The sequence below is a fragment of the Rahnella sp. NRRL B-41462 genome (assembly GCF_003263525.1).
GTDB classification, from domain to species: domain Bacteria; phylum Pseudomonadota; class Gammaproteobacteria; order Enterobacterales; family Enterobacteriaceae; genus Rahnella; species Rahnella aceris.
This window is the reverse complement of the sequence record NZ_JYDF01000107.1, coordinates 1-1,047: the sequence shown is the minus strand read 5'-3', so window position 1 is coordinate 1,047 and position 1,047 is coordinate 1. Positions and strand designations below refer to the sequence as shown.

Annotated in this window: 2 protein-coding genes; both read left to right on the top strand. The window is 46.4% G+C overall.

What is annotated here, in order from left to right; all coding sequences use genetic code 11:
* On the top strand, nucleotides 1–911 hold a 911-nt coding region (murB, locus tag UC14_RS22065; RefSeq protein WP_112198434.1), incomplete at its 5' end, for a UDP-N-acetylmuramate dehydrogenase.
* Nucleotides 908–1,047 (top strand): HTH domain-containing protein (locus tag UC14_RS22060; RefSeq protein WP_157962143.1); only part of this gene is annotated, 140 nt, incomplete at its 3' end. The genes murB and UC14_RS22060, both read left to right, overlap by 4 nt.

Sequence of the window (1,047 nt, the reverse complement as noted above, 5' to 3'; positions counted from 1 at the left end):
AGCAGCCTTTTTTACTTTTAGGCGAAGGAAGTAATGTTCTTTTCCTGGAGAATTTTGCAGGGTCAGTAGTGCTGAACCGGATCAAAGGTATTGAGCTGGATGAAAATGCAGAGGAATGGTTGCTGCATGTGGGGGCTGGTGAGAATTGGCATCAATTGGTTTGTTATGCATTAGAGCATGATATTCCAGGTCTGGAGAATCTTGCTTTAATTCCCGGATGCGTAGGTTCTGCTCCTATTCAAAACATAGGTGCATATGGTGTCGAACTGCAGAGTATCTGTGGTTATGTGGATGTTTTGGATTTGCAGAGCGAAAAGGTCATCCGCGTGCAATCCGACGAATGCCAGTTTGGTTATCGCGAGAGTATATTTAAACATTCCTATAAAGAAGGGTATGCCATTATTGCCGTAGGCCTGAAGCTGACAAAACAATGGCAGCCGAAATTGAGTTATGGGGAGCTGACTCGCTTAGATCCTGAGACTGTTAGCCCCCGTCAGATCTTTGATTTAGTTTGCGCGATGCGGCAGAGCAAATTACCTGACCCCGCCATTACCGGCAATGCGGGGAGTTTCTACAAGAACCCTGCTGTTGACGCTTCTGTGGCAGAGAAAATCAGCAACGAATATCCTTCTATGCCGTCTTATCCACAAGCTAATGGGCAAATTAAACTTGCTGCCGGATGGTTGATTGAACAGGCTGGTTTGAAAGGTTTTACCGTTGGCGGCGCAGCAGTTCACGATAAACAGGCGTTAGTACTGATTAATAAAGATCATGCGAGCAGCGCTGATGTACGTGCATTGGCTAAATATGTACGTGATGTTGTTGCAGAGAAATTTGGTATCTGGCTTGAACCAGAGGTTCGTTTTATCGCCGCGAAGGGTGAAGTGGACGCCGTGGGTGCGCTGTCATGAAAGATATTACCGTTCCTCTGCAACTGATCTCCATTTTGGCTGATGGTGAATTTCATTCCGGTGAGCAGTTAGGTACAGTCATTGGCATGAGCCGTGCAGCAATTAATAAACACATCCAGACGGTACGTGACTGGGG